Genomic DNA, 25,157 nt, shown 5'->3' on the forward strand with positions numbered 1-25,157 from the left:
CCTCAGGAGGGTACCCGGCGAATACTGGCGCCAAGCGCCTGAAGTTTTTCTTCGATGCACTCGTAACCGCGATCGACATGGTAGATGCGGTCGACCAGCGTGTCGCCTTCCGCTACCAGCCCCGCGATGATCAGACTCGCCGACGCACGCAGGTCGGTAGCCATGACCGGTGCACCCTTGAGCGTCTCGACACCGGTGACGATTGCAGTGTTGCCCTCGATGGTGATCTTCGAACCCATGCGGTTCATTTCCTGAACGTGCATGAAGCGATTTTCGAAGATCGTCTCGACCACCGTGCCGACGCCCTCGGCGACCGCGTTCATGGCAATGAACTGCGCCTGCATGTCGGTGGGGAACGCCGGGTACGGTGCGGTGCGCAGGCTGACCGCACGCGGACGATTGCCCTTCATGTCCAGACTGATCCAGTTCTTGCCGGTCTCGATCTGCGCGCCGGCCTCTTCCAGCTTCAGCAGCACGGATTCGAGAATGGTGGGATCGGTTTCCTTGAGCTTAACGCGGCCACGTGTCGCGGCTGCCGCGACCAGATAGGTTCCGGTTTCGATGCGGTCAGGCATGACCGAATAGCGCGCGCCATGCAGCCGCTCGACGCCATTGATCGTGATGGTGTCGGTGCCATGGCCCTTGATGTCGGCGCCCATGGCGATCAGACATTCGGCCAGATCGACGACTTCCGGTTCGCGGGCGGCATTTTCCAGTACGGTACGACCCTTCGCCAGGGTCGCTGCCATGAGAATGTTTTCGGTGCCGGTCACACTGACGGTGTCGAAGAAGAAGTGCGCGCCACGCAGCCCACCTTCAGGCGCCTTGGCCTTGATGTAGCCACCTTCAACGGTGATTTCCGCGCCCATCGCCTGCAGACCGCGAATGTGCAGATCGACCGGGCGCGAACCGATGGCGCAGCCACCCGGCAATGCCACCTCCGCCTGACCGAAGTGCGCAACCATGGGGCCGAGCACCAGAATCGAGGCGCGCATGGTCTTGACCAGCTCATACGGCGCGACCAGCGTCGTGATGCTGCGCGGATCGACCTCCACGTTCATGCGCTCGTCGAGAATCGGCTGCACACCCATGCGACCGAACAGCTCGATCATGGTGGTGATATCGTGCAGGTGCGGAAGGTTGCAGATGGTGACGGCGTCGTCAGCCAGGAGGGTGGCCGCGAGGATCGGCAATGCCGAGTTCTTGGCACCGGAAATACGAATTTCACCGTCGAGACGATTGCCGCCGGTGATGATCAACTTGTCCATACGGAATCTCTTGTTGGCGAGCCGTCAGGGACGGGCCGCCCAGGCTTCGCGAGTAAAGAATTTCATGGTTACGGCGTGAATGCTGCCGTCTGCGATGCGCTCATTGAGCAACGCGTAGATCTGCTGCTGACGCTTGACGGGCGACAGCGCGGCCAGTTCGTCGCTGATCACCAGCAGCTGAAAATTACAGCCCTCGCCCTCGACCGCAACGTCGGTGCCGGGTAACTGCGATTCGATCAGTTGCTTGACCTCGTTGGCCTGCATGGTAATTCTCCGGTTTCGGTGAAGGGCGGTACGTTAACCCGCGCTGGTCGACACGGCAATCGAGTCGAGCCATTGGTCAAGGCCGCATACGACTGCCATGCTCTGCAGTCCCTCGGGGACCCCGCTGACCGATAGCGAGCCACCCTGCGCCTCGACGATACGAGCGGCAACCAGTATCAGCGAAAGGCCGACGCTATTGACCCGCGTCACGCCGCTCATATCCAGAAGCACCGATGGGCCGGCGGCACTGACCTGCCGCTCCAGCTCGGGGCGCAGCGTCACGGCAGAGGCGAAATCAAGCTCGCCTTCAAGCCGCAATCGGTCAGGCTGGTCGGCGAGCAGGCGAATACTCACTCGGCGACCTCTTGCTTGACCTTTTCGCGCGACTGGGCGACCACACCGCCCCAGTTGGCGATTACCGCATCCAGATCGTTGCGGTTGGCCTGCATCGCCTGTGCGAATTGATCGCGGAACAGCAGACCGATGTTGATGCCTTCGACGATCACGTTGCGCACCTTCCACTGCCCGTCCAGGTTGACCATGGTATAGGTCACCGGATAGACGTTGCCGTTATCGGCGCGGATTTCCATGTTCACGCTGGCGCGATCCGAGCCTTGCTGGTCACGACTGCTGGCCGGCAGGACCTTGATGTCGCCGCTATCGAATTCGAGCAGTGCATTGCCATAGAACTGGACCATGCTGCGCTTGAAAGTTTCAATGAACCGCTGCATCTGTTCTTCGCTGGCGCTGCGGCTGTAACGGACGGTCATGACGCTGCGGGCGATGCCGTCGAAGTCCACGACCGGATCAAGAACCTCGTTGAGTCCCTTGAGGAAGGCCTCGCTATCCTTGCGGTAGGTTTCACGGTTTTCGTCCAGCACCTCCATCACCTGCTTGGAGGTGCGCTCAACGACCTGCTGCGGTGTCTCGGCAGCATGGGCCATCCACGACAGGGACAGCATCAGAACAGCAGCAAACCTGGTAAGCGTGTGCATGCGAATCTCCGGTAATCAGTCTTCGGTACTGACAGTGTTGAGCAGGAAACGTCCGATCAGCTCTTCCAGCACCAGCGCTGACTGGGTGTCGAGAATCTCGTCGCCGTCGGCAAGCAGTTCGTCCTCGCCGCCGACGGAAATCCCCACGTATTTTTCACCAAGCAGGCCTGCGGTAACGATCGAGGCGGCGCTGTCAGCCGGCAAGGTATTTACGTTTGCGTCAATCGCCATTTCGACAAAGCCCGTGTAGCGGTTCTTGTCGAATGTGATGTCGGTTACCTGGCCAATGGTCACACCGGCCATGGTGACTTTCGCCCGAGGCGTGAGTCCGGCTACGTTGTCGAAATGCGCATAGACCTTGTAGGTATCGCCGGACGTGACCGAAGTCAGGCCGCTGACGCGCAGAGCCAGTACCACCAGGGCAAGCACCCCGGCCAGAATGAACAGACCAACGGTCAGTTCCAGAGAACGCGTACGCATGGTGCAAAGTCCTTGAGGTTCAGAACATCAGAGCGGTAAGAATGAAATCCAGGCCCAGCACGGCCAGGGATGCATAGACGACAGTCCGGGTCGTCGCACGGCTGATGCCCTCGGATGTCGGCTCGCAGTCATGACCCTGGAACACGGCGATCCAGGTAATGACGAAGGCGAAGACCACCGCCTTGATGAGCCCGTTGAGCACGTCATCGCTGAACTGCACTGCGTTCTGCATGTTGACCCAATAGGAGCCGGAGTATACCCCCAACCAGTCCACCGCGACCATTGCGCCGCCCCAGATCCCGACGACGCAGAAGATCAGCGACAGCAACGGCATGGAGATGAAACCGGCCCATAGTCGTGGGGCTACGACATACTTCAGGGGATCGACCCCGATCATTTCCAGGCTCGACAGCTGCTCGGTGGTTTTCATCAGACCGATTTCAGCGGTAAGCGCCGAGCCAGCCCGGCCGGCGAACAGCAAGCCGGTGACGACCGGACCCAGTTCACGCAACAGCGTCAGCGCGACCATCTGGCCGACCGCCTGCTCCGAGCCGTAACTCACCAGAATGTTGTAGCCCTGCAGCGCCAGCACCATGCCGATGAACAGGCCGGACACGATGATGATCGGCAGCGACAGGACACCGACCGAGAACAGCTGACGCAACAGCAGCTGCCACCCGTTACCGAAGCGCGCTCGACCGAACAGCGCCAGAAACAAAAAGATGCCGGAGCGACCCAGGGCGGCCAGTACGTCAAGCCCGACGCGGCCAAGGCGGGCGAGGCGATCAACGGCGCTCATCGCTTGCCCTCCCTGCCGAGCAGATCCTGCACGTAATCATGCGCAGGATAGTGGAACGGCACCGGTCCATCGGGCTCGCCCTGCATGAACTGGCGGATACGCGGATTATCCGAATTCATCAGCTCGTCCGGCTCGCCCTGCCCCAGCACCTGACCGTCGCCGACCACATACAGGTAGTCCGCGATGCTGGCGGTTTCGGCCAGATCGTGCGACACAACGATACTGGTCAGCCCCAGCGCATCGTTGAGCAGCCGGATCAGGCGTACCAGCACGCCCATGGAGATAGGGTCCTGGCCGACGAACGGCTCGTCATACATCATCAATTCCGGATCCAGCGCAATGGCCCGAGCCAGCGCCACGCGGCGCTTCATGCCGCCGGACAGTTCGTCCGGCATGAGTTTCAGGGCGCCACGCAGCCCCACCGCCTGCAGCTTGAGCAGTACGATGTCGCGAATCATGTCTTCGGGCAGAGAGGTATGTACGCGCAGCGGAAAGGCGACGTTCTCGAACACATCGAGATCGGTGAACAGCGCGCCGGACTGAAACAGCATGCCCATGTGCTGACGCGCCTCGAACAGCTCCTCGCGGCCAAGCCGGGGGATGTCCTGACCATTGACCAGGATGGAGCCGCTGTCCGGCCGCAGCTGAGCGCCGATCAGGCGCAACAGGGTGGTCTTGCCGCAGCCCGATGGCCCCATGATGCCGGTGACCTTCCCGCGCGGAATGCGAATGTCGACGCTGTCGAAGATGGTTCGGCCCGAGCGGCTGAAGCACACCTTCTGCAAATCGACGATGTAATCCGAGGAAGCGGCCATGTCTGCGTGATCCATCCCTTGCTACCGGCAGCGGCCGGAAAAAATGACGCGCCAATATACCAGTTCGCCCTGCCGCACCCAAGCAGTGCAACATCTACTAACCGAACAGAGTTGGCAAAGCCGCATTTCCATTGCTACAGGTGAGTTGACCCCGACAAGTCGTTATACTTGCCGGCTGATCCATGACCAGTAGCCGACCCATGCCCGATTTCGATTTTATAGCTTCGGCCCAGCGCACCATCAATCTCGAGCGCGATGCAGTCAACACGCTGCTGTCACGACTCGATGGCCATTTCGAGCGCGCCTGTGAAACGCTGCTGCAAAGCCGTGGCCGCGTAGTGGTAACCGGCATGGGCAAATCCGGCCACATCGGACGCAAGATTGCCGCGACGCTGGCGAGCACCGGCACGCCGGCGTTCTTCGTGCATCCGGGCGAAGCCAGCCATGGCGACATGGGAATGATGACCCGCGACGACGTGCTCATCGCCCTCTCCAACTCGGGTAATACCGCCGAGGTGGTGACCCTGCTGCCGCTGATCAAGCGCCTCGGCATTCCGATGATCAGCCTGACCGGCAACCCCGACTCGACGCTGGCCCGAGCCGCCGTAGCCAACCTCGATACCGGCGTGGAGGTCGAGGCCTGCCCGCTGAACCTGGCGCCCACGTCCAGCACCACCACTGCACTGGTAATGGGCGATGCCCTGGCTATCGCGCTGCTCGAAGCACGCGGCTTCAGTGCCGAGGACTTCGCCTTCTCGCACCCGGGCGGCACGCTGGGTCGACGCTTGCTGCTGCTGGTCGACGACATCATGCACGCCGGCGAACGCATGCCGCTGGTCGCCCCGGACACGCCGCTGCGCGATGCCCTGCTGGAGATGACGCGCAAGGGCCTGGGGCTCACCGGCGTGGTCGATACCGACGGCCGGCTCAGTGGCATATTCACCGACGGCGACCTGCGTCGCACGCTTGATCACGAAGTCGACATGCGCACCGCCTCCATCGCCTCGGTGATGACGGCGCGCTGCAAGACCGTGGCCCAGGGCATTCTGGCGGCCGAAGCGCTGAAGGTCATGGAAGATCTGAAGATCAACGGCCTGTTCGTCGTGGACGACCAGGGCCGGCCGGTGGGCGCCCTGAACATGCACGACCTGCTGCGCGCGGGGGTGGTATGAGCCACGACATGGATACGCTCATCGAGCGCGCCCGGCGCATCCGCCTGGCCATATTCGACGTTGATGGTGTGCTGACCGACGGTCGGCTCTACTTCATGCCCGACGGAACCGAATTCAAGTCGTTCAGTACGCTGGACGGGCATGGCATCAAGATGCTCCGCGCCTCGGGAGTGGAAGTGGCGATCATCAGCGGTCGCAAGTCACCACTGGTGGAGAATCGTGCGGCCAATCTGGGCATTCCCCACCTGATCCAGGGTCGCGAAGACAAGCTCAACGCGCTCGAGGAGCTGCGCAAGCTGGTCCCGGTCGGCATGGACGAGATCGCGTTTCTGGGCGACGACCTTCCCGACCTGCCGGTCATGCGCCGAGTCGGGCTGGGCGTGGCCGTGGCAACCGCCGACAGCTTCGTCCGGGAGCATGCCCACGGCATTACGCTGGCGGCCGGCGGCCAGGGCGCCGCGCGGGAGTTCTGTGAGCTGATCATGCGCGCGCAGGGCACCCTCGACGCGGCCCGGGCGGCGTACCTGTGACGTTCAAGCTGCCGCGCTACGTGGTACTGGCGATCGTCGTCGGCACCGGCGTGCTGGCCGCGCTGGCGATGGGTTACTGGAACATCCGGCCGGCCAGCTTCCAGCCCGACCCGCTGGTAATCGACCCTCGGCAGCCGGATTTCTTCATGGAGAATGCGCGCATACGCCAGTTGAATGCACAGGGCAGCGTGTCGTATCAACTGACGACCGAGCGCGCCACGCATCTGTCCAGCGACGAAAGTACGCTCCTCGATGAGCCCTTCCTGGTGTTCTTCCGCGAAGGCGAAACCCAGCCCTGGGAATTGCGCAGCCGCTACGGGCAGGCCGACCAGGGCGGTGATCGGGTGCGCCTGACCGACGAGGTCGAGCTGCAACAGAAACTGCCGGACCGGGCCCTGACACGGCTCACCACATCGCTGCTGGACGTCTTTCCGCAGCGCGATTATGCCGAGACCGACCAAGCGGTTAGAATCGAAGCGGCCAATGGCGTGACGACCGGAGTCGGCATGCAGGTACAGTTCAATGACGGCACCATGACGCTGCTGTCCAACGTAAGAGGCGAACATGAGGTGCGTTAAAGCCATACTCGCTGCCGCGATTATCGGAGCCAGCCTGCCGGTGGCGGCGCTGCCCGAAGACAGCGAACAGCCGATTCGCATACAGGCCGACACAGCCAGGCTGGATGAGCGCCGCAACGTGGCGGTGTACACCGGCGATGTGATCATCACCCAGGGCAGCATGCGCCTCACCGGACGGGAGGTGACACTGACCACCGACGCCGACGGCGCCGTTCGTACGGTCGTCAGCAAGGGCAGCCCGGCCACGTTCGTGCAGACGCCCCAGCCGGGCCAGACGCCGGTCAACGGTCGCGGCCAGACCATCGAATATCATGCCGCCGACGAAAAGGTAGTGATGATCGACAATGCGCATCTGGACCAGGACGGCAACACCTTTCAGGGCGACTACGTCAGCTATGACATAGCCCGTCAGGTCGTCGACGCCGGCCGCACGGGCTCGGCCCAGGGCGGCAGCAAGCAGCGTATCGAGATGGTCATCCAGCCGCGTCGCCGCAACGAGCCCGCAGCCAATGAGTAAGCTTGAAGCCCGTCATCTGGCCAAGGCCTACAAGGCACGCAAGGTGGTGCGCGATGTCTCTGTGGCGATCCACAGCGGCGAAGTCGTCGGCCTGCTCGGGCCCAACGGCGCCGGCAAGACTACGTGCTTCTACATGATCGTCGGCCTGGTGAAGGCCGACGAGGGCAACATCCTGATCAACGATACGGATGTGACCAAGCTGCCCATGCATGGCCGCGCGAGGCAGGGCATCGGCTATCTGCCGCAGGAAGCCTCGATCTTTCGCAAGCTCACCGTTGGCCAGAACATCATGGCGATCCTCGAGACGCGCAAGGACCTGAACGCCAAGGGGCGCGAAGGCAAGCTCGAGTCGCTGCTGCGCGAATTCCACATTCATCATCTGAAGGACAGCCTCGGCATGAGTCTGTCCGGAGGCGAGCGCCGTCGCGCGGAAATCGCACGGGCGCTGGCCACCGAGCCGCAGTTCATTCTGCTCGACGAACCCTTCGCCGGTGTCGACCCGATTTCGGTGAACGATATCAAACAGATCATTCAGCACCTGCGCGACAAGGGCATCGGCGTGCTGATTACCGACCACAACGTGCGCGAAACCCTGGATATCTGCGACAAGGCCTACATCGTCAACGACGGTCACATCATTGCGGAAGGCAATGCAGAGACCGTACTCTCGAACCAGACAGTCCGTGATGTCTATCTCGGTCATGCCTTCCGCCTGTAACTGCCCGAGCGATTCAGGCATGCTAGAGGCATTGGGCCATATGCCCGAGCAGGGTAACAACCAGCGCACAGGGTACTTCACCGCATAATGAAACCATCGCTCGTCCTCAAGATGGGGCAGCAGCTGACGATGACGCCGCAGCTGCAGCAAGCCATCCGACTGCTACAGCTCTCCAGCCTCGACCTCCAGCAGGAAGTTCAGGAGGCACTGGAAGCCAATCCCATGCTGGAAATGGCAGACGACGGCGACGACGACTACGGTCCCAGCGCACCGGACACTTCGCCTGACAGCGACGACGCCCCCGCGGTGACCATCCCCGAACCCGTCGAGCTCGACTCCATCGAGCAGCACGGTCAGGGTGAAGAAGGCAACTGGAACGAGCAGATTCCCAGCGAGTTGCCAGTCGACACCCAGTGGGAGGACGTCTACCAGACCTCCGCCAGTTCCTTGCCCAGCAACGACGACGAGGATTGGGATTTCACTGCTCGCACCGGTACCGGCGAGACGCTGCAGAGTCACCTGGAATGGCAGCTGAATCTCATCCCGCTCTCCGAAACCGACTACCAGATCGCCCTGGCGCTCATTGACGGCATCAACCCCGACGGCTATCTGCACGAGTCGCTGCAGGACATTCTCGACTCGCTCGATCCTGAGCTCGAGGTCGAGCTCGACGAGGTCGAGATGGTGCTGCATCGCATCCAGCAGTTCGAACCGGTCGGCGTGGGCGCGCGTGATCTGCGTGAATGCCTGCTGTTGCAGCTCCGACAAATGCCCGCCGGCACGCCCATGCTGGAGCAGGCCACCCGCGTGGTGAAAGATCACCTGGAGCTGCTCGGCAATCGCGATTTCGCGCAGCTGATGCGCCGCAGCAAGCTCAAGGAAGATCAACTGCGCGACGCGGTAGCGTTGATCCAGACGCTGAACCCCCGTCCCGGATCGGAAATCGCCTCAGGCGATGCCGAGTACGTGATTCCCGATGTCATCGTCCGGCGTGATACCAATCGCTGGATCGTCGAGCTGAACCAGGAGTCGGTGCCCAAGGTGCGGGTGAACACCCACTACGCCTCGATGGTGCGCCGTGCCGACAGTAGCGAAGACAACACCTACCTGCGCAACCATCTGCAGGAAGCGCGCTGGTTCATCAAGAGCCTGCAGAGCCGGAACGAAACGCTGATGAAGGTGGCGACGCAGATCGTCGAACATCAGCGCGGCTTTCTCGAGCATGGCGAGGAAGCAATGAAGCCGCTGGTGCTGCATGACATCGCCGAAGCGGTGGGCATGCATGAGTCGACCATTTCGCGGGTGACGACGCAGAAATACATGCACACCCCGCGCGGCATATTCGAACTCAAGTACTTTTTCTCGAGCCACGTTGGCACCACCGAAGGCGGGGAATTCTCCTCCACCGCCATCCGTGCGCTGATCAAGAAACTGGTCGCCGCAGAAAACCCGAAGAAACCATTGAGCGACAGCAAGATCGCTGGTTTACTGGAAGAACAAGGGATATCGGTAGCCCGCAGAACGATTGCCAAGTATCGCGAGTCGCTCAATATCGCGCCCTCGAGCGAGCGCAAGCGGTTGGTGTGACCAGCCGGGATTCACAGGTGGCACCATCGGGTGACAGTCAGCGTCACCCTGCTCTATCAAGCCAATCAGGAGAAGCCGTATGCAATTGAACATCAGCGGTCATCAACTAGACATCACCGACGCACTGCGCGATTACGTTACGGAAAAGATGTCACGGCTCGAGCGACACTTCGACAAGATCACCAACGTGCAGGTCATTCTGGAAGTCGAAAAGGTACGGCAGAAGGCAGAGGCGATTCTCCATGTGGCAGGCGGCGAAGTGGTCGCCAACGCAGAGGCTACCGACATGTACGCAGCTATCGATTTGCTCACCGACAAACTGGACCGTCAGCTGATCAAGCACAAGGAAAAGAACATCAACCGCCTTCAAGGCGCCAACGATCGTTAAGGCTGCATACGCCGAAGACCCATGCAAATAGACCATATCCTTACCCCCGAGCGCACCTTTGCCGGTGTGCAGGGGGGCTCCAAAAAACGTGTGCTGGAGCAGATCGGCAAACTGATCGCCCAGCACACCAATCTCGATCCCGACGCCATTTACGAAAACCTGATCGCCCGCGAGCGGCTCGGCTCGACCGGCTTCGGCAATGGTATCGCCATTCCGCATAGTCGGCTGGAGGGCTGCGATCGCGCCCTCGGCGCGCTGCTGCAGCTTGAGAGCAAGATCGATTTCGACGCCCTCGACGGCGAGCCGGTGGATCTCATCTTCGTCCTGCTGGTGCCGCAACAGGCAACCGAGCAGCATTTGCAGATTCTCAAGATGCTGGCCGAGAAGCTCGATCAGCAGAGCGTGCGCGAGTCGCTTCGTGCCGCCCCGGATTCCCAGTCGCTTTATCAGGCGATGATCGGCGCGGGCGATAACTGAGCATGCGCCTGGTGGTGGTGAGCGGTCGCTCGGGGTCGGGCAAGAGCACCGCGCTACACATGCTGGAAGACAATGGCTTCTACTGCATCGACAACCTGCCGGCCGGGCTGCTGCCCGAGCTGGCCAGGCAGGCGAACCAGACCGACCTGCGTCTGCCGAAGGTGGCGATCAGCATCGATGCGCGCAACCTGCCCAGTGACCTGGCGCGCTTTCCGGCACTACTGCGCAAGGTCCGCGAAACCGGCACGCAGTGTGACGTACTGTTTCTCGCCGCCACCGACGATGTACTCATCAAGCGCTTTTCCGAAACTCGACGCAAGCATCCCCTGACCGACGAGCATCATTCGCTGGCCGAAGCGATTGCCGAGGAAATGCGCCTGCTCGAGCCGATCATCGATCTGGCCAACCTGAAGGTCGACACCAGCCACCTCACGCTCTATCAGTTGCGCGACGTCCTCAAGCAACGTCTGCTGGGCGCCGAGGCGCACAAGCCGTCCGTGTTGATTCAGTCGTTCGGCTTCAAGCGCGGCGTCCCGGTGGACTCCGATCTGGTATTCGATGTGCGCTGTCTGCCCAACCCGTACTGGAAGAAGGATCTGCGACCGTTCTGCGGGAAGGACAAGGAGATCCGTGATTACCTCGGCGCCGAACCCGAAGTTGAGGAGATGTACCAGGACATCCGCCAGTTTCTGGAAAAATGGCTGCCCCGCTACGCCGCGAGCGAGCGCAGTTACACCACTATTTCCATAGGCTGTACCGGGGGGCACCACCGTTCGGTGTACCTGGCCGAGCGATTGCTCAAGGAACTGAGCGCTAATACCGCCAACCTCCTGATCCGCCACCGCGACCTGCCCTGACCATGCCAACCAGACGTATCCAGATCATCAACAAGCTGGGACTGCACGCCCGCGCCGCAGCAAAATTCGTCGGTGTCGCCAACCGCTACGACTGCACGGTGGAAATCGGCACCACCGAGCACAGCCTGGTCAACGGCAAAAGCATCATGCAGGTGATGATGCTCGCCGCCGCCAAGGGCAGTGACGTATGCCTTCGTTGCGAAGGCCCGCAGGCCGATGAGGCGATGGCCGAGCTCTGTGCGCTGATCGATGATTATTTCGAGGAGGGGGAGTGACCCCAGCGGCAAGCCGCAAGCCGCAAGCCGCAAGCTTCAAGCGAAAAGTGCCGGAGGAAAGCTCTTCTGTGCCAGATCCGGCTCAAACGACGGCCACAACCCTGCTTGCTTATCAGGCAGTCAACCGCGCCCAGCTTGTAGCTTGTAGCTTGTAGCTTGTAGCTTGCCGCTTGCCGCTTGCCGCTTGCCGCTTGCCGCTGACTGTAGGGGGCGCTAAGCGCCGCCTACAGTCATCCCATCGACCAGCCAGCTCCCGGTCAGGTAGTTGCCTCGACGCTCGACGTCGGAGCCGACGCAGCGTAGCTGCCGGAACATGTCGCGCAGATTGCCAGCGATGGTGACCTCCTTGACCGGGTGCCGTATCTGGCCGCCCTCAACCCAGAAGCCGCCGGCACCGCGAGAGTAGTCGCCCGTCACGCCGTTTACGCCCTGCCCCATCATCTCGGTCACCAGCAGCCCGGTGCCCATTTCTTCCAGCAGCTCGGCGAGCCCACCGGTGTTGCTGGACATATGCAGGTTGTTCACGCCCCCGGCATTGCCTGTACTGGGCAGATCAAGCTTGCGACCGGAATAGGTGCTCAGAACCCAGCTCTGCAGTACGCCGCCTTCAACGAAATGCTGGGGCCTGGTGGCAAGCCCGTCGCCGTCGAACGCGGAACTGCCCAGCGCACGTGGCAGGTGCGGACGCTCATCGATATTCACCCAGTCCGGGAACACCGGCTGGCCGAGCGCATCAAGCAGAAAGGTCGATTTGCGGTAGACCGCGCCGCCGGAGATTGCCCCGATCAGGGAACCGAGCAGGCCTGCTGCCTGATCGGCCGCAAACAACACGGGAACCTTCGCCGTCTTGATAGGACCTGCGCCAAGCCGGGCCAGGGTGCGCTCTGCTGCCTTGCGGCCGAGTGCGTCAGGGTCCTGGAGCGAAGCGGGTACGCGGTCGACGCCGTACCAGTAATCGCGTTGCATGCCCTGTTCGGACGACACGATCATCACCGCCGACGCACTATGGCGGGTTCCGATGGAGCTGCCGATGAAGCCATGGCTGTTGCCGTACACGCGACAGCCTTCCTGCGTGCTGACATTCGCACCGTCACTGACCAGCCGCTGATCAACCGCAAGCGCGGCCGCTTCGCACTCCAGTGCGCGCTCGATCAGTGCATCGGCCGGCTGGCCCCAGGGATGGTACAGGTCGAGCGCGGGAAAGCTGCTTGCCATCAGCTCGGCATCTGCCAGTCCCGCATACGGATCCTCCGAGGCGTGCCGGGCAATCGCCAATGCCGCCTCGATGGATGAGCTGATTGCAGCATCGGACGTATCCGATGTAGACACCGTGCCCTTGCGCTGACCAAGGTAGAGCGTGATGCCAAAGCCCTGATCGCGGTTGAACTCAACTGTTTCCACCTCGCCCTGACGGACGCCGACGGACAGCCCGGTATTCTGACTGACGACGACTTCACAGGCCGTCGCACCCTGCCTGCCTGCGGACTCGAGAATGAAGGCAACACGTTGTTCCAGGTCGCGTTGCATCGCTTGCGGATCGTTCAGACGGGTGGGCTTATCGGTCATGGGGTCTCCTTTGCTGTCGGACATTGTACTCCGGACAGCCGTGGTGTGAACGGGTATCATGCCTGCCTGAAGAATCAGCGAGAGGCGGTGCACCGGCATGACAGATTTTCACGATGAGCAGACCTCCGAAGAGGAGCTGCCCAGCAAATCGCAGATCAAGCGGGAAATGCACGCGCTGCAGGAGCTGGGTCGGCGTCTCACCGAGCTCAAGCCCGACCAGCTGGCGAAGCTGGATCTCACGGACAAGCTGCGCAGCGCTCTGGCAGAAGCCCATCGTCACACCGCGCGGGGTGCGCTCAAGCGTCATCTGAGCTTCGTTGGCAAGCTGATGCGTGACCAGGATATCGAGGCGATCCAGGCCTATCTCGACCGGCTCGACAGCAGCAGCCAGGCGCACGCGCAACATTTCCATCAGCTCGAACGCTGGCGCGATCGTCTGCTGACCGGGGACCCGGCCGAGCAGGACGCCTTCGTCGCGGCCTATCCTGCTGCTGACCGACAGACCATCCGCCAACTCGTGCGTCAGGCGAAGAAGGAAGCGACGGAGAACAAGCCGCCAGCGGCCTCACGCAAGCTGTTCAAGCTGATCCGCGAGGTGGTCGAAGAATCTCTGTAAGGCCCGGAGGCAGGCCTCGCCTGATCTCATTTCGCTATCCAATTCAATCGCTTCGTCAATTGGCTAAAGCGGCGACCCGGTGCTAGCTTCAATCAAAAAGCTTGATACCGAGGTTGCCGTGAACATAGCCATGCCAGTGCCACGCATTGAAAATACCATCGAAACCAATCTCTCGATGGAGAAGGCCCAGCTTCTTTCCGGCCTGCTCTCGCCCCAGGCGCGCATTGACCCGAAGTATTTCTACGATGATCTGGGGTGTGAGTTGTTTACCCGGATCTGTGAGCTCGATGAGTACTACCCCACCCGTACCGAAGCGTCGATTTTCGACAACTGCCGTGCCGAGATCGCCGCTGCGCTGCCTGATGCGGCTCAATGGATCGATCTGGGCTGCGGCGATTGCGCCAAGTCGGCCCGCTGGCTCGAGCATGTGGCGCCAACGAGACTGGTCGGCGTCGATATCGCCGGGGACTTCCTGCAAAGTTCACTGACTGGCGTGGCATCGCGCTATCCGGGCATCGATTGCGTTGGGGTGGTCAGCGATTTCACGCAGGCGATGGATATTCACACGCTGATCAGCGAGCGCCCCGATGCGCCACCCGTGTTCTTTTATCCCGGCTCCTCGATCGGCAACTTCGACCGCCCCCACGCACTACGCTTCCTGCGCAGCATCCGTCATCATTGCGGGCAGGACGGCCGGCTGCTGATCGGCGTCGATCTGGTCAAGAACCGCGACATCCTGGAAGCGGCCTACGATGACGCTCAGGGCGTTACCGCCGCCTTCAACCTGCATGTGCTGGAAGTGGTCAACCGCGAACTGAATGCCGATTTCGACCCGGAGCGCTTCCGCCACCGCGCGGTGTTCGATGCCGAGCAGCAACGTATCGAGATGCAGCTGGTGGTTGATCGGGAGCAGTCGGTGCGGTTCGCAGACGAAGCGACTCGACGCTTCACCGAGGGCGAGCACGTGCTGACCGAGTACTCCCACAAGTACACCATCGACGGCTTCGGCGCCATGCTCAAGGAGGCCGGATTCGAGCGTTATCAGGTCTGGACAGATCCGCGACAGTGGTTCGGCGTATTCCTGGCGGAGCCCGGCCGATGAGCGTACATGATCCGCAGCTTCAATCCGATGTGCTTGCCGCGCGATATGACGAGGTTCGCACCTATACCCGATCACTGGTGGAGGGGCTCAGCGAGGAAGACTGCCAGCTGCAGTCGATGATCGATGCCAGTCCGACCAAATGGCACCTGGCGCACACTACCTGGTTCTTCGAAACCTTCATTCTCTCTGCGCTGGAACAGCCACCAGAGCCATTCGATCCTGCCTTCAAGGTCCTGTTCAACTCCTACTACGTTGGCGTAGGGGAGCGTCATCAACGGGCTGAGCGCGGCCTGATCTCCAGGCCCTCGCTGAGCGAGGTGCTGAGCTATCGTGACTACGTTGATCAACGGATGCACACCGCCCTTGCCGGGCGGACCATGAGCGAATCGCTACTGGCACTGGTGGAACTGGGCCTCAATCACGAGCAGCAGCATCAGGAGCTGATTCTCACCGACCAGAAACATCATTTTTCCTGCAATCCGTTGTGGCCGGCCTGGCGACGGACGTCCGCCGACCAGACCACTCAGGCCGGCTGCGAGCAGGGCAGCCAGTTTGTCCGCTGCGACGGCGGGCTGGTGGAGATCGGCCACAGCGCAGATGCCTTCTGCTTCGATAACGAGTTACCGCGGCATCGCGTCTGGATCGACCCGTTCGACATTCAAACGCGCAACGTGAGCAACGGCGACTACCTCGCATTCATGGCAGAAGGTGGCTACAACCGCCCCGAGCTCTGGCTGTCGGAAGGCTGGGACAAGGTCTGCAGCCTGGGCTGGCAGGCTCCGCTTTACTGGCGTTACCGTGATGGGGGGTGGTACAGCTTCACCCTGCACGGTGAACAGGCGATCAATCACGACGCCCCCGTGACTCACCTGAGTTACTACGAAGCAGAGGCCTATGCGCGCTGGGCCGGAGCGCGGCTGCCGACCGAAGCAGAATGGGAGTGCGCTGCGACCAGCCAGTTGCCTCTGAGCGGGCTGTTCGACGAGGTCTGGCAGTGGACCAATAGCGCCTACCTGCCCTACCCGGGCTACCAGCCTGCGGCCGGCGCCGTAGGCGAGTACAACGGCAAGTTCATGATCAATCAGATGGTACTCAGGGGTAGCTCGCTGGCGACGCCGGCGGGCCATGCCAGGGTGACGTATCGTAATTTCTTCCCGGCTGATGCTCGCTGGCAATTCAATGGGCTGCGCCTGGCAAGGGGGCTGTGACCGGGCATGAAAAAAGCCGCCACGGTTGCCCGGGGCGGCTTTTTCAGTCACACCTGCGAAGGATCAATAGCCCAGCGCGAAGTGCTCCTCGTCCATCGACATCAGGTTGTCAGCACCCGAAAGGATGGCGTCGACGTGCATACGGGTACGCGGCAGGATGCGCTGGAAGTAGAAACGCGCGGTCTGCAGCTTGGCCTCGTAGAACGCCTTGTCTTCCGTGCCGGCAGCCAGCTTCTCGCCAGCCACGCGAGCCATGTCCGCCCAGAAGTACGCCAGGCAGGCATAACCTGAGTACATGCAGTAATCGACAGCAGCCGCGCCGACCATCTCGCGATCCTTCATCGCTGCCATACCGATCTTCATGGTCAGCTCGCCCCACTCCTTGTTCAGCTGCGCCAGCGGTCCAACGAGCTCCTTGACAGCCTCGTTGCCTTCGTTGGCCTGGCAGAACTTGTGGACGATCCTGGTGAAGCCTTTGAGTGCTTCGCCCTGGCTCATCAGAACCTTGCGGCCCAGCAGGTCGAGTGCCTGGATACCGGTGGTCCCTTCGTACAGCATGGAAATACGCGCATCGCGCACGTTCTGCTCCATGCCCCACTCGGCGATAAAGCCGTGGCCACCGTAAATCTGAACACCGTGGTTGGCAGATTCGAAACCGACTTCGGTCATGAATGCCTTGGCGATCGGTGTCAGGAAGGCCAGCAGCGCGTCAGCCTGCTTGCGCTCTTCTTCGTTCTCGCTGCGGCTGACGATGTCGACCTGCTTGGCGGTGAAGTACACCATAGCGCGGCTACCTTCGGCGAAGGCCTTCATGGTCAGCAGCATGCGACGGACGTCAGGGTGAACGATGATCGGATCGGCCGGCTTGTCCGGAGCCTTGGGGCCGGTCAGCGCGCGCATCTGCAGACGCTCGCGAGCATACTTGATGCCGCCCTGGAAGCCGACTTCAGCATGCGCCAGGCCCTGCAACGCGGTACCCAGACGGGCAGTGTTCATGAACGTGAACATGCAGTTCAGGCCCTTGTTCGGCGGTCCGATCAGGAAGCCGGTGGCACCGTCGAAGTTCATCACGCAGGTAGCGTTACCGTGAATGCCCATCTTGTGCTCGAGCGAACCACAGTTGACGGTATTGCGTTCACCCTTGTTGCCATCGGCATCCACCAGGAACTTGGGAACGATGAACAGGGAAATACCCTTGGTACCGGCCGGGGCGTCGGGCAGGCGTGCCAGAACGATGTGGACGATGTTCTCCGACATGTCGTGTTCGCCGGAAGAGATGAAGATCTTGGTGCCGGAGACCTTGTAACTGCCGTCAGCCTGAGGCTCGGCCTTGGTGCGCAGCATGCCCAGATCGGTACCGCAATGCGGCTCGGTCAGACACATGGTGCCGGTCCACTCGCCGGAGACCAGCTTGGGCAGGAAGGCGTGCTTCTGCTCGTCGGTCCCGTGCGCTTCGATGGTGTTCATGCAACCGTGCGACAGGCCGGGGTACATCCCGAACGACCAGTTGGCCTGGCCAACCATCTCGCTTACGGCCAGACCCAGCGACTCGGGCAGACCCTGACCGCCGTGATCGGGGCTGTGAGTCATGCTCGGCCAGCCGCCTTCGACGAACTGTTTGTAGGCTTCCTTGAAACCGGTAGGCGTCTTGACGCCCTCGGGTGACCAGGTACAGCCCTCGATGTCGCCTACGCGGTTAAGCGGAGCGATGACCTGCTCGCAGAACTTGGCACCCTCTTCCAGGATGGCGTTGACCATGTCTGGAGTGGCGTCTTCGCAGCCTGGCAGGCTCTTGTAGTGCTCTTCGTAGCCAAGAACTTCGTCACGTACGAAACGGATGTCACGCAAAGGGGCCTTGTAGTCTGGCATGGTGCTCGACCTCAACTAATCAGGGGTTCTCAATGCAGCCGGCGGCTACACGGTTTGCTGCGGCGCAGCGGATTCAAACAGACGTTTGAAACTTACGTTTGCGACGCCGGAATGTCAAGCCCCCGATGAATGACTCGTCATAATGCAAACGCAGGTAATCCCACCCGGTCTGGGCACGGGAGCAGTGAAGAGGCTGGCAACAAGGGACGGCTGAGAGGTCACGCTTGCGCGGCGTGACGCCGGCGAGGAAACGGTTGGAAACAGTTGAGAGAAAGAGGAAGTTGCCCCACCGGAGCGGGGCGGTTGATCAGGCGTTGACGTCGAGCAGCGTGCCCAGCACTTCATCAGCGGTATCGATCACCGCGGCGCCTGCCTCGACTTCCTGGCGGCTCTGCTGCAGCGCCACCAGACTGTCGACGAGATTGACCGGGCGGTTGCTGTCGACCTGGGTCGACGACGCGGCCTGCCCGGTCGCCGGCTGAACCGGTACCGATGATTTGGCAGCCGGATCTGTCGGCACCCCGGCACGGGCGATTTCAGCAGCAGCGGTGTTGGCGCGATACTGCCCCTGGCGAACGCTGTTCAGCCCTGAAGACATCAGATCAAGAGTAGCCATGGTGCTTGCCTCGGTAGTGATCGATCCAATCTAAGCACACAAAATGGCTAAGCGCCATCACCCGTCAGATTAACGGCGTCAAATCGAGACAGGCGGCGACCTGATCGGGCGAGGGCGATTCCATCCACGGCACCAGCCCAAGACACGGCGCCTTGATCAACTGCCGCAACGTGGCGAAGTTTTCATCCGGCCTGCTCATGTCAGGGTCGACGCGGTTTGCTATCCAGCCAGCCAGCTGCAGACCGTCGGCGGCAATCGCCTCGGCGGTCAGCAACGCATGATTGATACAGCCCAGACGCATGCCCACCACCATGATGACCGGCAGGCGCAGTGTGCCAGCCAGGTCCGCCAGCGTCTGAGTGTCGTTGAGCGGCACTCGCCAGCCGCCCGCCCCTTCGACCAGGGTCAGATCGCGGTCAAGCGCGAACACACGCCGGCAGCCTTCGGCGAGGCTCTCGCAGCTCAGCGGCACGCCTTCTTCCTGCGCGGCAATGTGTGGAGCGATCGCCGCTTCCAGCGCGATCGGGTTGATCAACGCGTAGTCAATGGCCGGTTCGCACTGTGCTTGCAGCGCCAGCGCATCCTCGTTACGCAAGCCATCCCGGCTTCGCTCGCACCCTGCCGCCACCGGCTTGGCTGCTGCGGTCGACAGCCCACTCATCCGCGCCTTGTGCAACAGCCCGGCGGACATTGTGGTTTTCCCAATCTCGGTATCGGTCCCGGTGACGAAGTAAACCTTGCTCATGATCGTATCGCCTCGCTTACGGTTTGGGTCCCTTGCGCATGATGACCTGCGCAACATCGTATGTTGCCGGCAGCCCCTGCGCGGTTCTGAATGTCTCGTACGCTTCGGTCAAGGCCCGCAATCGGGCGCGACCGGTCAACCCTCCCGGCCGGCCGGGATTGACGTTGTGTGCGCCGATGGCCTTGAGCTCACGCATCAGGTCGGAAAGCTGCTCGTAGCGCAGGACGTGACGCTCCACCTCGCAGTGCCAGAAGGCGAACCCGGCCTGGCAAAGGTGGGCCTGGAGGGTATCGAGCGGCATGAACCGGTTGACATGTACAAAGCCGTCGACGGTCGTCCACGCATCTCGCAGCTCATGTAGCGAAGCGTTCAGCAAGGTGTTGAACGCCAGGTATCCGCCAGGACGCAATGCGCCCCAGGCTTGAGTGAGCGCCTGCTGCAGGTTGGAGCACCACTGCAATGCCAGGCTTGAGAAGATCAGACCCTGCGATGCCTCGCGCAGGGGCAGGTGCTCGGCGTCGGCAGCTATCCAACGTCCGTGGCTGCTCTGCTGACCGGCATAGCGGAGCATCCCTTCAGCCAGATCGAGACCATAAACCGCTTTCTCGAAGCGCTCTTCAAGAAGCCTGCTGAAATAGCCGGTGCCGCAGCCCAGATCGACTATGTCAGCCGGCTCGAAGCGGTCGGGCAGCCGCTGCAGGAGGCTGGTGCCCACGGTGCGCTGAAAAGCTGCCGCCTGATCGTAGGTCGCTGCAGCCCGCCCGAACGAGCTGGCGATGCGTCGCTTGTCGAGGAGTGTCTCGGTCATGATCGAGCCTTGAGGAACCCGGCAATCTGCTGCGCCAGCCACAGCGGCTGTTCAGCGGGCAGTGCGTGGCTGGCCTGCGGATGCACCACGACCCTGGCCTGCGCATTGCTCTGCTCAAGCAACTGGCCCGCGGCGGCAGGAACCAGTGCATCACGGGCACCCAGGCAGTGCAGCACGGGCCGTTGGGTGTCCCGCAGCAGCACGCGATTGTCCAGAATCCCGAGCACCGCAAGCATATGCAGCCGCTGCTCGGGATCGCGGCCATCCCAGATCAATGACCGGGACAGTTCGCGTCGCTGATCGCTGCCCTGGGTAACCAGCAGGCCGAAGCGTTTGTGAGTCTTGTCGGAATCGTAGCGATAGTCGTTGTAGAAGCTCTTGAACGTGTCCCGTGCCATGGCCTCCGGCCAGTCGTCCCGAGTAACGAAACAGGCATTGCTGCACACAGTCACGACTGCTTCGAAGCGATCGGGAAACCGCCGCATCAGCTGCAGCGCCAGCATGCCGCCAAGCGACCAGCCAACCAGCACCCCGGGAGCGAGAGCATCGGCCAGCGCAGCCAGGTCCTGTTCCAGCGTTGCCAGACTGACCACTGGCAGCTCGTGCGTCTGCACGCCCGCCTCGGGCAGGCACTCGAGCAGAGCTGATCGCAGTGGTTCGAGAGAGGCGGCCGCGAGCGACCATCCCGGCAACAGCGTGATTTCAGTCATGGGACTCCGGGAGGCTGGCGACAGCCAGTTGCAATGTTTCGAGCAGTCGGTCCACATCCGCTTCCGTGTGCGCAGCGCACAGCGTCACGCGAAGCCGCGCCGTCCCACGCGGCACAGTCGGCGGCCGGATCGCCGTCACCAGAATGCCTCGCTCGCGCAACGCCGCTGACAGCGCCAGCGCTCGGGCGCTGCTGCCGACCACAATCGGCTGGATCGGCGTGGGGCTGTTCATCAGCTCGAGTCCGATCGCCGACACACCCTCGCGGAAGCGGACGATGAGCCTGGCAAGGTGTACACGCCGCCAGACCTCCTCGCGCAGCAACTCCAGACTGCGGAGTGTCGCGCACGCCACAGCCGGCGGCTGGCTGGTGGTGTAGATGTAAGGGCGGGCGAACTGAATCAGCGACTCGATCAGCTCCTCGCTGCCGGCGACAAAGGCGCCAGCCGTGCCGAAGGCCTTGCCCAGCGTACCGATCAATACCGGTACATCTTCCGTGTTCAGCCCGAAGTGTTCGACGATGCCGCCCCCGTGCTCGCCCAGACAACCGAACCCGTGGGCGTCGTCCACCATCACCCAGGCGCCGTGTTGTCGCGCCGCTGCGCAGATCGCGGGCAGCTCTGCCAGATCGCCATCCATGCTGAACACGCCATCGGTGACCACCAGCGTGTCGCCCACGGCCTTGCCCAGGCGGCTTTGCAGGCTGGCTGCGTCGTTATGCAGGTAACGCGAGAACCTTGCGCCGCTGAGCAGCCCGGCGTCGAGTAGCGAGGCATGATTCAGACGATCCTCCAGAACCGTATCACCCTGCCCGACCAGCGCCGTGACGGCGCCCAGATTGGCCATGTAGCCGCTGGACATCAGCAGTGCGCGTGGCCGGCCGGTGAACGCCGCCAGGGCTTCTTCCAACTGGTGATGCGGCGTACTGTGCCCCACCACCAGATGCGACGCACCTCCGCCCACACCCCATTGGCGAGCTCCCTGGACAAATGCTTCGATCACCTGCGGATGATTGGCCAGGCCAAGGTAGTCATTGTTACAGAAGGCCAGCAGGGACTGCCCATCAACGAGCACGTTCACACCCTGCGGCGTTTCCAGAAGGGGCCGTCGGCGATAGAGATCGGCGTCGCGGCGTTCGGCCAGGCGGGCAGACAGGTTCAGAAACATAGAGGCTCGATAAAAGCGGCTAAAGGCTGAAGGCATATCCCGAGTACGGGACATTTGTCGTCAAGCCCTTAGCCTCAAGGCTTCAGCGAAAGGGCTACACCGCCGCGTTTACAAACAGCTTGCTATCGCGCTGCTCCACCAATGCCTGCTCGATAGCCGCCTGGTGTACCTCGTCGTCGTGCTCTTCGCGCTCTTCCGGCTTGATGCCGAGACGCTGGAACAGGCGCATGTCCTTCTCGGCCTGAGGGTTGCTGGTGGTCAGCAACCGGTCACCGTAGAAGATCGAGTTGGCGCCGGCGAAGAAGGCCAGGGCCTGAGTCTGTTCGTTCATCTGCTCGCGGCCGGCGGACAGGCGCACATGCGACTTCGGCATCATGATCCGCGCAACGGCCAGCGTGCGGATGAAATCGAAGGGATCGACGTCTTCCTCGTTCTCCAGCGGTGTGCCCTTTACCTTCACCAGCATGTTGATCGGCACGCTTTCCGGATGTTCGGGGAGATTGGCCAGCTGGATCAGCAGCCCGGCACGATCTTCGAGACTTTCGCCCATACCGAGAATACCGCCAGAGCAGATCTTCATGCCGGCGTCGCGCACGTAGGACAGCGTTTCCAGCCGATCCCCATAGGTACGGGTGGTGATGATGTTGCCGTAGAATTCAGGCGATGTGTCCAGATTGTGGTTGTAATAGTCGAGCCCTGCGTCGGCCAGCGCAGCGGTCTGCTCCTTGGTCAGCTTGCCAAGGGTCATGCAGGTTTCCAGGCCCAGTTTGCGTACTCCACGGACCATTTCCAGCACATAGGGCATGTCCTTTTCGGAGGGATGCTTCCAGGCCGCACCCATGCAGAAGCGGGTAGCGCCGATGGCCTTGGCAGCGGCGGCCTCGTCGAGCACCTTCTGCACTTCAAGCAGTTTTTCCTTGTCCAGGCCGGTGTTGTAGTGACCTGATTGCGGGCAGTATTTGCAGTCTTCCGGGCAGGCGCCGGTCTTGATCGACAGCAGCGTCGATACCTGCACCCGATTGGCATCGAAGTGCTGGCGGTGCACCGTCTGCGCCTGGAACATCAGGTCATTGAAAGGTTGGCGAAACAGAGCCAGCACTTCGGCCGGAGTCCAGTCGTGGCGGGTCACGGAAGCGGTCATCGATGAGTCCTTGCGGTTTGCGTGGGAACCGGTTTCGGTTCAAGCTATGGCCAGAGATGATAGCGACGGCACGGAGGCTGTCAACCGATGAAAGCCAGCACGGTTTACAACTGGTTAATAAATACTCAAACGAAGCGCTGCATGCTGTGCCTCGGCGCCGCGGATACCGGCCGTGAACTGTGCCACGCCTGCCATCTCGAGCTGCCCTGGCTGGGCTCCCAGTGCCGGATGTGCGCCCTCCCCCTGCCGAACGACGGTCAGCTCTGCGGCCAGTGCCAGACCAGCCCGCCTGGTTTTGTCAGAGTGGTCGCCCCGTTTCGCTACGCCTTCCCCCTCGACAGTCTGATTCCCGCATTCAAGTATCACCGGCAATACGCGTTCGGCCGCCTGATGGCCGAATTGCTCGTCGAAGCGTTGCACGATGCCTACCGCGACTCGCCGCGCCCCGAATGCCTGGTACCGCTTCCCTTGCATGGTCGCCGCCAGGCGCGTCGCGGCTTCAATCAGGCCACTGAACTTGCGCGGCCCATCGCCCGGGCGCTCGAACTGCCGCTATCGACCGGTGTACTGCGACGGGTCAAGGCCACTGCCAGTCAACAGGGGCTGCCTGCAGCCGAGCGCCATCGCAATCTGCAGGGCGCCTTTCGCTGCGTGCGCGCCGCGCCCATCGAGGGCCGTCACGTCGCACTGGTCGACGACGTTGTCACCACCGGCGCGTCGATTCGCTCTGCCACGCGCACGCTTCTGGATGCCGGCGCAGGACAGGTCAGCGTCTGGTGCATTGCCCGTACTCCCTGATCTGCGCCGGTCCGGCTTAAAGCACCCCCCATCCACTGCTCCGACATACTGCGCCGATGTATGCCAACATATACATAATCAAACTGGCCTGAGCGGAGCTGAACATGGACACGCAACATCCTTTTGCCCTGCTTACCCCTGACGCCGTCCTCGACGCGGTAGAGTCTCTTGGCTATCTCAGCGATGCCCGCATCCTGACGCTCAACAGTTATGAAAATCGTGTGTTTCAGGTTGGCATCGAGTCTGCCCAGCCGCTGATCGCGAAGTTCTACCGGCCGGGCCGCTGGACCGACGAAGCGATTCTGGAAGAGCATCGTTTCAGTCTGGAGTTGGCTGAACGCGAGATACCGGTGATCCCGCCCATGCAGATCGACGGACGTTCCCTGTTCGAGCACGCCGGGTTTCGCTTCAGCCTGTTCCGTCGCTTCGGTGGCCGCGCCCCCGAGTTCGACGATCCGGATCAATTTCTGATGCTGGGACGGTTGCTTGGCCGGCTGCATGCGGTCGGCGCGATGAGCCCGTTCCAGCATCGCCCGGCACTGACGCCGCAGACCTTCGGACGCGACAGCATTGCCCTGCTCGAGCGCGTCGACTGTGTGCCAGACAATCTCAAACCAGCCTACTTCTCGGTCGCACGCGACCTGCTCGACCGCGTCGAGGCCATCGTCAGCGATGTGCCCTTCGATCCGATCCGCCTGCATGGTGATCTGCATCTGGGCAACCTGCTGCTGCGGGATGACCTGCTCTACATGGTCGATCTGGACGACTGCCGCTCGGGCCCGGCGATGCAGGATCTGTGGATGATGCTGTCGGGCGAGCGCGACCAACGCCAGGCGCAGCTGTCCGAGCTGGTCGACGGCTACAACGAGTTTCACGACTTTGACCCGCGCCAGCTGCCACTTATCGAGCCGCTGCGCAGCTTGCGGCTGGTCCACTACAGTGCCTGGCTCGCCAGCCGCTGGGACGACCCCGCGTTTCCAATGCACTTTCCCTGGTTCGCCAGTGAGCGATACTGGGCCGACCAGGTGCTGACCTTGCGCGAGCAACGCGCGGCGCTGGACGAGCCGCCGCTTCGGCTGTTCTGATCCGGATA

The 25,157-nt window shown here is 62.0% G+C and carries 30 protein-coding genes; 15 read left to right on the plus strand and 15 right to left on the minus strand.

Annotated elements, in window-relative coordinates; translation table 11 throughout:
• Positions 1–2: 2 nt before the first annotated feature.
• The 7 genes from murA to KEM63_RS13695 are packed head-to-tail and all read right to left on the minus strand — an operon-like array spanning position 3 to position 4,621.
• Entirely contained in the window at positions 3–1,268 is a 1,266-nt protein-coding gene (gene murA / locus KEM63_RS13665; RefSeq protein WP_223652553.1) for a UDP-N-acetylglucosamine 1-carboxyvinyltransferase, read from the minus strand.
• Positions 1,269–1,292: 24 nt separating this feature from the next.
• Positions 1,293–1,532 (minus strand): BolA family protein, encoded by a 240-nt coding sequence (locus KEM63_RS13670; RefSeq protein ID WP_223652555.1) that lies wholly within the window; start codon positions 1,530–1,532, stop codon positions 1,293–1,295.
• Positions 1,533–1,565: 33 nt separating this feature from the next.
• On the minus strand, positions 1,566–1,886 hold the full coding sequence (locus KEM63_RS13675) for an STAS domain-containing protein (protein ID WP_223652557.1): 321 nt from the start codon (positions 1,884–1,886) through the stop codon (positions 1,566–1,568).
• Positions 1,883–2,527 carry an MlaC/ttg2D family ABC transporter substrate-binding protein gene (locus KEM63_RS13680; RefSeq protein ID WP_223652559.1) on the minus strand — a complete coding sequence of 215 codons (645 nt, stop codon included), beginning with the start codon at positions 2,525–2,527 and terminating at the stop codon, positions 1,883–1,885. The genes KEM63_RS13675 and KEM63_RS13680 overlap by 4 nt, the downstream gene beginning before the upstream one ends.
• A 15-nt stretch (positions 2,528–2,542) precedes the next feature.
• Positions 2,543–3,007 (minus strand): outer membrane lipid asymmetry maintenance protein MlaD, encoded by a 465-nt coding sequence (mlaD, locus tag KEM63_RS13685; protein ID WP_223652561.1) that lies wholly within the window; start codon positions 3,005–3,007, stop codon positions 2,543–2,545.
• Between the two features lie 19 nt (positions 3,008–3,026).
• Complete coding sequence (gene mlaE / locus KEM63_RS13690) at positions 3,027–3,806, minus strand: lipid asymmetry maintenance ABC transporter permease subunit MlaE (protein WP_223652570.1); 780 nt, start codon at positions 3,804–3,806, stop codon at positions 3,027–3,029.
• Complete coding sequence (locus tag KEM63_RS13695; protein ID WP_223652572.1) at positions 3,803–4,621, minus strand: ATP-binding cassette domain-containing protein; 819 nt, start codon at positions 4,619–4,621, stop codon at positions 3,803–3,805. The genes mlaE and KEM63_RS13695 overlap by 4 nt, the downstream gene beginning before the upstream one ends.
• Before the next feature lie 200 nt (positions 4,622–4,821).
• Between KEM63_RS13695 and KEM63_RS13700 the strand changes: the two genes are divergently transcribed.
• From KEM63_RS13700 to KEM63_RS13745, 10 genes are all read left to right on the plus strand, one after another.
• Positions 4,822–5,793: a KpsF/GutQ family sugar-phosphate isomerase gene (locus KEM63_RS13700; RefSeq protein ID WP_423747810.1), complete on the plus strand. Its 972-nt coding sequence runs from the start codon at positions 4,822–4,824 to the stop codon at positions 5,791–5,793.
• 8 nt (positions 5,794–5,801) lie between these two features.
• On the plus strand, positions 5,802–6,323 hold the full coding sequence (locus tag KEM63_RS13705; RefSeq protein ID WP_423747866.1) for a KdsC family phosphatase: 522 nt from the start codon (positions 5,802–5,804) through the stop codon (positions 6,321–6,323).
• A complete protein-coding gene (gene lptC, locus KEM63_RS13710; RefSeq protein ID WP_223652576.1) occupies positions 6,320–6,901 on the plus strand; it encodes an LPS export ABC transporter periplasmic protein LptC in 582 nt (193 codons plus the stop codon). The genes KEM63_RS13705 and lptC overlap by 4 nt, the downstream gene beginning before the upstream one ends.
• On the plus strand, positions 6,888–7,418 hold the full coding sequence (lptA, locus tag KEM63_RS13715; RefSeq protein WP_223652577.1) for a lipopolysaccharide transport periplasmic protein LptA: 531 nt from the start codon (positions 6,888–6,890) through the stop codon (positions 7,416–7,418). The genes lptC and lptA overlap by 14 nt, the downstream gene beginning before the upstream one ends.
• Positions 7,411–8,136 (plus strand): LPS export ABC transporter ATP-binding protein, encoded by a 726-nt coding sequence (gene lptB / locus KEM63_RS13720; protein WP_223652578.1) that lies wholly within the window; start codon positions 7,411–7,413, stop codon positions 8,134–8,136. Before lptA ends, lptB begins: the two co-directional genes overlap by 8 nt.
• 87 nt (positions 8,137–8,223) lie before the next feature.
• Positions 8,224–9,723 (plus strand): RNA polymerase factor sigma-54, encoded by a 1,500-nt coding sequence (locus tag KEM63_RS13725; protein WP_223652579.1) that lies wholly within the window; start codon positions 8,224–8,226, stop codon positions 9,721–9,723.
• A gap of 79 nt (positions 9,724–9,802) precedes the next feature.
• Positions 9,803–10,111 (plus strand): ribosome hibernation promoting factor, encoded by a 309-nt coding sequence (gene hpf / locus KEM63_RS13730; protein WP_223652580.1) that lies wholly within the window; start codon positions 9,803–9,805, stop codon positions 10,109–10,111.
• 21 nt (positions 10,112–10,132) lie between these two features.
• Positions 10,133–10,588 (plus strand): PTS IIA-like nitrogen regulatory protein PtsN, encoded by a 456-nt coding sequence (gene ptsN, locus KEM63_RS13735; RefSeq protein WP_223652582.1) that lies wholly within the window; start codon positions 10,133–10,135, stop codon positions 10,586–10,588.
• Between the two features lie 2 nt (positions 10,589–10,590).
• On the plus strand, positions 10,591–11,445 hold the full coding sequence (gene rapZ / locus KEM63_RS13740; RefSeq protein WP_223652583.1) for an RNase adapter RapZ: 855 nt from the start codon (positions 10,591–10,593) through the stop codon (positions 11,443–11,445).
• A gap of 2 nt (positions 11,446–11,447) precedes the next feature.
• The gene (locus KEM63_RS13745; RefSeq protein WP_223652585.1) at positions 11,448–11,720 is read left to right on the plus strand and encodes an HPr family phosphocarrier protein; all 273 of its coding nucleotides are present in this window, start codon (positions 11,448–11,450) and stop codon (positions 11,718–11,720) included.
• Between the two features lie 213 nt (positions 11,721–11,933).
• On the opposite strand, the gene pmbA is transcribed toward KEM63_RS13745, so the two are convergent.
• Positions 11,934–13,286: a metalloprotease PmbA gene (gene pmbA / locus KEM63_RS13750; protein ID WP_223652587.1), complete on the minus strand. Its 1,353-nt coding sequence runs from the start codon at positions 13,284–13,286 to the stop codon at positions 11,934–11,936.
• 97 nt (positions 13,287–13,383) lie between these two features.
• Between pmbA and yjgA the strand changes: the two genes are divergently transcribed.
• The 3 genes from yjgA to egtB all read left to right on the plus strand — a co-directional run bounded on the left by yjgA (position 13,384) and on the right by egtB (position 16,212).
• Positions 13,384–13,902, plus strand: a complete 519-nt coding sequence (yjgA, locus tag KEM63_RS13755; protein ID WP_223652588.1) for a ribosome biogenesis factor YjgA — start codon at positions 13,384–13,386, stop codon at positions 13,900–13,902.
• Positions 13,903–14,020: 118 nt separating this feature from the next.
• Entirely contained in the window at positions 14,021–15,004 is a 984-nt protein-coding gene (egtD, locus tag KEM63_RS13760) for an L-histidine N(alpha)-methyltransferase (protein ID WP_223652589.1), read from the plus strand.
• Positions 15,001–16,212, plus strand: a complete 1,212-nt coding sequence (gene egtB, locus KEM63_RS13765) for an ergothioneine biosynthesis protein EgtB (protein ID WP_223652590.1) — start codon at positions 15,001–15,003, stop codon at positions 16,210–16,212. The genes egtD and egtB overlap by 4 nt, the downstream gene beginning before the upstream one ends.
• Positions 16,213–16,275: 63 nt before the next feature.
• Here egtB and KEM63_RS13770 read toward each other — a convergent pair whose 3' ends face one another.
• From KEM63_RS13770 to bioB, 7 genes are all read right to left on the minus strand, one after another.
• Positions 16,276–18,081 (minus strand): phenylacyl-CoA dehydrogenase, encoded by a 1,806-nt coding sequence (locus tag KEM63_RS13770; protein WP_223652591.1) that lies wholly within the window; start codon positions 18,079–18,081, stop codon positions 16,276–16,278.
• A 307-nt stretch (positions 18,082–18,388) separates the two neighbouring features.
• Entirely contained in the window at positions 18,389–18,697 is a 309-nt protein-coding gene (locus KEM63_RS13775; RefSeq protein ID WP_223652592.1) for a hypothetical protein, read from the minus strand.
• A 64-nt stretch (positions 18,698–18,761) separates the two neighbouring features.
• Complete coding sequence (gene bioD, locus KEM63_RS13780; RefSeq protein WP_223652593.1) at positions 18,762–19,442, minus strand: dethiobiotin synthase; 681 nt, start codon at positions 19,440–19,442, stop codon at positions 18,762–18,764.
• Positions 19,443–19,458: 16 nt separating this feature from the next.
• Entirely contained in the window at positions 19,459–20,250 is a 792-nt protein-coding gene (gene bioC / locus KEM63_RS13785) for a malonyl-ACP O-methyltransferase BioC (protein WP_223652594.1), read from the minus strand.
• Positions 20,247–20,960, minus strand: a complete 714-nt coding sequence (locus KEM63_RS13790) for an alpha/beta fold hydrolase (protein ID WP_223652597.1) — start codon at positions 20,958–20,960, stop codon at positions 20,247–20,249. The genes bioC and KEM63_RS13790 overlap by 4 nt, the downstream gene beginning before the upstream one ends.
• On the minus strand, positions 20,953–22,125 hold the full coding sequence (gene bioF / locus KEM63_RS13795; RefSeq protein ID WP_223652599.1) for an 8-amino-7-oxononanoate synthase: 1,173 nt from the start codon (positions 22,123–22,125) through the stop codon (positions 20,953–20,955). Before bioF ends, KEM63_RS13790 begins: the two co-directional genes overlap by 8 nt.
• Before the next feature lie 94 nt (positions 22,126–22,219).
• A complete protein-coding gene (gene bioB, locus KEM63_RS13800) occupies positions 22,220–23,266 on the minus strand; it encodes a biotin synthase BioB (protein WP_223652601.1) in 1,047 nt (348 codons plus the stop codon).
• A 141-nt stretch (positions 23,267–23,407) separates the two neighbouring features.
• Here bioB and KEM63_RS13805 point away from each other — a divergent pair, with 141 nt between their 5' ends.
• A complete protein-coding gene (locus KEM63_RS13805; RefSeq protein ID WP_223652603.1) occupies positions 23,408–24,064 on the plus strand; it encodes a ComF family protein in 657 nt (218 codons plus the stop codon).
• A gap of 104 nt (positions 24,065–24,168) precedes the next feature.
• The gene (locus KEM63_RS13810; protein ID WP_223652605.1) at positions 24,169–25,149 is read left to right on the plus strand and encodes a serine/threonine protein kinase; all 981 of its coding nucleotides are present in this window, start codon (positions 24,169–24,171) and stop codon (positions 25,147–25,149) included.
• Positions 25,150–25,157: the final 8 nt, after the last annotated feature.

Origin of the sequence: Halopseudomonas nanhaiensis (assembly GCF_020025155.1) — a bacterium.
GTDB lineage: Bacteria > Pseudomonadota > Gammaproteobacteria > Pseudomonadales > Pseudomonadaceae > Halopseudomonas > Halopseudomonas nanhaiensis.

Coding starts and splice junctions, on each gene's coding strand:
- KEM63_RS13705 (WP_423747866.1), top strand. CDS start 5,802: ATGGATACGCTCATCGAGCGCGCCCGGCGCATCCGCCTGGCCATATTC.
- KEM63_RS13700 (WP_423747810.1), top strand. CDS start 4,822: ATGCCCGATTTCGATTTTATAGCTTCGGCCCAGCGCACCATCAATCTC.
- hpf (WP_223652580.1), top strand. CDS start 9,803: ATGCAATTGAACATCAGCGGTCATCAACTAGACATCACCGACGCACTG.
- KEM63_RS13775 (WP_223652592.1), bottom strand. CDS start 18,697: ATGGCTACTCTTGATCTGATGTCTTCAGGGCTGAACAGCGTTCGCCAG.
- KEM63_RS13810 (WP_223652605.1), top strand. CDS start 24,169: ATGGACACGCAACATCCTTTTGCCCTGCTTACCCCTGACGCCGTCCTC.
- rapZ (WP_223652583.1), top strand. CDS start 10,591: ATGCGCCTGGTGGTGGTGAGCGGTCGCTCGGGGTCGGGCAAGAGCACC.
- KEM63_RS13805 (WP_223652603.1), top strand. CDS start 23,408: ATGCTGTGCCTCGGCGCCGCGGATACCGGCCGTGAACTGTGCCACGCC.
- bioF (WP_223652599.1), bottom strand. CDS start 22,125: ATGTTTCTGAACCTGTCTGCCCGCCTGGCCGAACGCCGCGACGCCGAT.
- KEM63_RS13790 (WP_223652597.1), bottom strand. CDS start 20,960: ATGACTGAAATCACGCTGTTGCCGGGATGGTCGCTCGCGGCCGCCTCT.
- yjgA (WP_223652588.1), top strand. CDS start 13,384: ATGACAGATTTTCACGATGAGCAGACCTCCGAAGAGGAGCTGCCCAGC.
- KEM63_RS13695 (WP_223652572.1), bottom strand. CDS start 4,621: ATGGCCGCTTCCTCGGATTACATCGTCGATTTGCAGAAGGTGTGCTTC.
- bioC (WP_223652594.1), bottom strand. CDS start 20,250: ATGACCGAGACACTCCTCGACAAGCGACGCATCGCCAGCTCGTTCGGG.
- KEM63_RS13745 (WP_223652585.1), top strand. CDS start 11,448: ATGCCAACCAGACGTATCCAGATCATCAACAAGCTGGGACTGCACGCC.
- mlaE (WP_223652570.1), bottom strand. CDS start 3,806: ATGAGCGCCGTTGATCGCCTCGCCCGCCTTGGCCGCGTCGGGCTTGAC.
- ptsN (WP_223652582.1), top strand. CDS start 10,133: ATGCAAATAGACCATATCCTTACCCCCGAGCGCACCTTTGCCGGTGTG.
- bioD (WP_223652593.1), bottom strand. CDS start 19,442: ATGAGCAAGGTTTACTTCGTCACCGGGACCGATACCGAGATTGGGAAA.
- KEM63_RS13670 (WP_223652555.1), bottom strand. CDS start 1,532: ATGCAGGCCAACGAGGTCAAGCAACTGATCGAATCGCAGTTACCCGGC.
- KEM63_RS13725 (WP_223652579.1), top strand. CDS start 8,224: ATGAAACCATCGCTCGTCCTCAAGATGGGGCAGCAGCTGACGATGACG.
- KEM63_RS13770 (WP_223652591.1), bottom strand. CDS start 18,081: ATGCCAGACTACAAGGCCCCTTTGCGTGACATCCGTTTCGTACGTGAC.
- egtB (WP_223652590.1), top strand. CDS start 15,001: ATGAGCGTACATGATCCGCAGCTTCAATCCGATGTGCTTGCCGCGCGA.
- pmbA (WP_223652587.1), bottom strand. CDS start 13,286: ATGACCGATAAGCCCACCCGTCTGAACGATCCGCAAGCGATGCAACGC.
- lptB (WP_223652578.1), top strand. CDS start 7,411: ATGAGTAAGCTTGAAGCCCGTCATCTGGCCAAGGCCTACAAGGCACGC.
- murA (WP_223652553.1), bottom strand. CDS start 1,268: ATGGACAAGTTGATCATCACCGGCGGCAATCGTCTCGACGGTGAAATT.
- mlaD (WP_223652561.1), bottom strand. CDS start 3,007: ATGCGTACGCGTTCTCTGGAACTGACCGTTGGTCTGTTCATTCTGGCC.
- bioB (WP_223652601.1), bottom strand. CDS start 23,266: ATGACCGCTTCCGTGACCCGCCACGACTGGACTCCGGCCGAAGTGCTG.
- lptA (WP_223652577.1), top strand. CDS start 6,888: ATGAGGTGCGTTAAAGCCATACTCGCTGCCGCGATTATCGGAGCCAGC.
- KEM63_RS13680 (WP_223652559.1), bottom strand. CDS start 2,527: ATGCACACGCTTACCAGGTTTGCTGCTGTTCTGATGCTGTCCCTGTCG.